The 2,682-nt window shown below is 41.8% G+C and carries 4 protein-coding genes; 1 reads left to right on the forward strand and 3 read right to left on the reverse strand.

Annotated elements, in window-relative coordinates; translation table 11 throughout:
• The coding region (locus ACFIME_RS04060; protein WP_375684534.1) for a PBSX family phage terminase large subunit at nt 1-1,044 on the reverse strand (1,044 nt) is incomplete at its 3' end.
• Nucleotides 1,025-1,333: a hypothetical protein gene (locus ACFIME_RS04065; RefSeq protein ID WP_375684536.1), complete on the reverse strand. Its 309-nt coding sequence runs from the start codon at nt 1,331-1,333 to the stop codon at nt 1,025-1,027. The genes ACFIME_RS04060 and ACFIME_RS04065, both read right to left, overlap by 20 nt.
• 186 nt (nt 1,334-1,519) lie before the next feature.
• Here ACFIME_RS04065 and ACFIME_RS04070 point away from each other — a divergent pair, with 186 nt between their 5' ends.
• Nucleotides 1,520-2,146, forward strand: coding sequence for a hypothetical protein (locus ACFIME_RS04070; RefSeq protein ID WP_375658332.1), 627 nt, complete (start codon nt 1,520-1,522; stop codon nt 2,144-2,146).
• Nucleotides 2,147-2,155: 9 nt separating this feature from the next.
• On the opposite strand, the gene ACFIME_RS04075 is transcribed toward ACFIME_RS04070, so the two are convergent.
• Nucleotides 2,156-2,682, reverse strand: a 527-nt coding sequence (locus ACFIME_RS04075; protein WP_375684535.1) for a hypothetical protein, incomplete at its 5' end; no start/stop codon positions are given.

Here is a 2,682-nt window from a genome sequence, read left to right on the forward strand (position 1 = left end):
TCCCTGATTAGGGATAACTTTTGTTTGAAAGCCTGCCTGTTTAAGAGCGCTCTCAAAACTCACATTGTGTACACGGTCTCTGGTCGCACCGTCATGAGGCAAAACCATCAATGCCTTCTCATAACCATTTTGACGCAACCAACCTATATGTTCGGATAACGGCTGTCCTTGTGCTTCGTAATAATCAAGCACTCTGATCTCTCTGCCAACAAATTGCGCTATCCATATCGCTGTGGCATCTGCCTTAGCACCCGTGCCCCCAATATCCCAAAAGGCGCGTATTTGCATTAAAGGATCACGCGCAACGCGCCCTATCCGCCCCTCCTGCTCGGCTGCCAACATTTCCTTTTGATAATAAGCGCCTTGAACCGCTGTAAGATAAGCCCCTTCCCAGATATGCTTATAGGTCTCTGGACGATTTCTCAGATCATCCAATCGCGCTTCATTCAAGATCTTGGGAAACTTCGGGTTGTCTGACCAGTTAATCTCAACACGTTTGATTGCCTCATTGTCTGAAAAGCGAAACCGCTTCTCAACGGGGGCATTCTCTCGCAACGGGTTCCATGTCACCCATAATTCTGCATTCCAATCTTTTCCTTCTTCTCGCAAAGTCGGTATAAGCGTCTGCCAAGCCGTCTCTGTAACGGGCTCTGCCTCATCAACCCAACAAAGCAAAATCCGCCCCATAGACTTGATACTGGCTATATTGCGGTCCAGACCAGAAAACTGAAAGGCTATACGACCATCTATCGACTTAATCGACGACTCCCCAACCTTGTAATAGTCCTTTAAAAAGTCGTGCGCTTCAATGACGCGTTTAATCTCCTCCAATGAACTTTCTGCCAAAGAATTCTGAAACTGACGTGCACAAAGTATAGTGCCCGATATCCCTTGCATACCAAATTGATAGCCTTTTAAAGCAGCCATCAAGGCAAATGATCTTGTCTTTCCAGACCCTCGTCCACCCCAAGCAGCACGCACCAAAGCCTTATCTGTAAAAATCGGTATAAGCTTTGGAACAATATTAATCTGTCGTGTCGTCATTGACCAAAGGCGCGATTTCTACACGCGTTATCACCTTAATGGCTCCCCCATCTTCACCTGTTACCTGTAAAGGCAACACCTTACCAAGCAACGCTAAATAAGCAGCGGGGCATTCCATAGCCTGCTTTTCCAAATAAGAGATCAAACCATCCTTGCCAATTTTATTCCCAGCATTCTCAGCAGCCTTAACCACTGCTTCTTTTAAAATGCGCGTCATCTTATTCGGAACGCCTTTGACACGCCCTTGACCTGCCTTTGGNTTTCTGATGTCATAAAATACGCCCTCCAGATAATAAAAAACCCCGCATTTGCGGGGATTCCAAACTGCACTATCCCTCGTTTAGATACAATACGACCACGTACAGTGCTGTCATTAAATACGATTTGCTACACTTTGTCAACATAAAAATAACACATATTGATACATTTGAAAAGAATCGGTTAAACAGCACTTATGAATAATTAAGGGTTCAAAATGATGAAATCATTATCCATAACACGCATCATAACATTTATAGCTTTCTTTTCTATATCAGCGCTACCTGCATCAGCGTCATTTGGATTTATAGACAAATTGACGCGTATGTTTACAAGTGTAGATACTATAGAGAAGTATAATCAACTTTACAATAAATACGTAAGTGAATCATATATTGGCTCTATGCATTCTGAAAAGGTACGCAAAGCAGAAGAACTTTCACTCAGAAATGGCGGAGAATATTCATTTTTTAACAAGGAAGATATATTGTATCGTCACATATCAGTTGTTGGTTGTGCATCCCTTATGAGTTTATTGCGGGGTGATTATAATAAGGAGATGTCGCAAATGGATCTACCCAATGTAATAAAGCGTTTACGCGATGAATATGATTGGAGTGAAAGCGATTTTATGTGGGCATACGACGTGGTCAATGATAACGAGGATCCAATGATTTATTATGCAAAAAAATTTATGACGGCTATAGATAAGCGTTACGATTTCAGAAAAGAACAAGTAGATAACATAGTATCTCACGTGAAAACAAATGATCATAAATGGTTAAAGGAACTCAGTGAACATTGCGGAAACTTACGAACGATATACTATATAATGCAACCGTAATAGAGCTTGTCATTTACGATCAAAATGTTTCTGAAGCACATTAAGAGCAACGCGCAGTGAATTCACAAGGTGGGGTAGCATTTGATCTTCTATAACGAGGCACTGTAGCGCTGCATAAAGGTTATATTGTCTATAGAGGCATTGGGCTTCTTTTAGTGCCTCTTGCGTGTTTATAAACTGCTCTGTTGCAAATTCTACCCATTTATCTCTTGCCTTATCATCAGATGATGATGGCATTTCGTCATAAATTGCATTAGGCAAGCCTTTTGCACAAAGGTAATTATTCCTTATCTGTAAATACTGTTGCGCGGCGTCATATTGCTCTTGTGTAAGCACGCCTTGTAAACAAAGCCGCCCTATATAAGACCCAGAAAGTGGATTTTTTGCCTCTTGTAGCGTTAAACCGAAGCGTTTTGCACGCATTTCTATTGCCAATTTATCAACGGCTTCACGCAGTGCTTTTGCACGTGATATACGTCCGTTTGGTTCTCTTACCTGCCCTGCTATTTTAGGGCGTCCCCTTTTTTTATTTTTTT

Source organism: Bartonella sp. AP1QHHD, from assembly GCF_042196265.1.
In the GTDB taxonomy this organism is placed as follows: Bacteria; Pseudomonadota; Alphaproteobacteria; order Rhizobiales; family Rhizobiaceae; genus Bartonella.

What these genes read in the sequence shown, in the direction of transcription:
- ACFIME_RS04070 (WP_375658332.1), top strand. Translation starts at nt 1,520, where the DNA reads ATGATGAAATCATTATCCATAACACGCATCATAACATTTATAGCTTTC.